1 protein-coding gene is annotated in these 1,139 nt (G+C 53.6%); it reads left to right on the top strand.

All coding sequences use genetic code 11. The features are described 5' to 3' along the window. Positions 1-1,139 (top strand): Ig-like domain-containing protein (locus tag BIT28_RS00040; protein WP_139310405.1); only part of this gene is annotated, 1,139 nt, incomplete at both ends.

Raw genomic sequence — 1,139 nt, forward strand, 5'->3', positions numbered from 1 at the left:
AATATCGGGGCGGTGAACGACCGGCCGATCGCCGGAAATGACAGCGTGACTACGGACGAGGACGTGGCGGCTACGCTGGCGATCCTGACCAACGATTCGGATATCGAGGATCAGAGCTTCACCAAAGCGAATATCACTCTGGAAGATCAGGGCGATGGGGCGGGTAATTATGCCAAAGCGGAAGTCACCATTCAGGATGATGGCAGCCTGGCGATCACGCCGCGTGCAAACGAGAACGGTACATTCAGCTTTACCTATACCCTGACTGATAGTGAAGGCTTGCAGTCTGAGCCGGCGACCGTGACGGTCACGCTGACTCCGGTCAATGATGCGCCGGTAGCGGCAGACAATACCGCTGAGCTGCAGGAAGAGGGATCGTTCGAGGTCAACGTGCTGGGCAATGACACCGATGTCGATACCAACGATAGCTTCGACCTGACCAGTGTGACGGTTGTCCAGTCACCGGCCAACGGCCAGGTTGAGGTTACGTCGACCGGGGCGATTGTCTATACCGCTAATGCCAACTATTTCGGTGATGATACCTTCACCTATACCGTGAAGGATGCCGCTGGTGCGGTATCTAATGAGGCAACGGTGAGCATGACTGTCACTCCGGTCAATGATGCGCCGGTTGCGACGGCTCAGTCTCAAACGCTGGATGAAGATACCACACTGACACTCACACTGAGCGGGACAGACATTGAAGACGATGCCTTGGTGTACAGCATTACTGAAAGCACCAGCAATGGTGAGCTTGAGCAGTTGAGTGAAAATAGCTGGCGTTATACACCGAATACACACTTTAACGGTGCAGATAGCTTCAAGTTCAAGGTCAATGACGGCGAGCTTGACTCCGAACCGGTTGAAGTGTTGCTGACAGTTAATCCGGTCAATGACGCGCCAAGTGTACAAAACCTGTCGGTAGACGGAGAAGAAGATAAAGCCCTGGCTATTACTCTGGCAGGCAGCGATGTGGAAGACTCGTCACTGACATATCAATTGGTGACGACGTCGGGAAATGGCAGCGTTCTGTTGAGTGGCAATGAAGTGACGTATCAAGCGGATGCTAACTTCTTCGGTCAGGACAGCTTTACCTACAAGGCCAATGACGGTGAGCTGGACTCGGCAACTGCGACAGT

Source organism: Photobacterium proteolyticum (assembly GCF_001939735.1).
Classification (GTDB): domain Bacteria; phylum Pseudomonadota; class Gammaproteobacteria; order Enterobacterales; family Vibrionaceae; genus Photobacterium; species Photobacterium proteolyticum.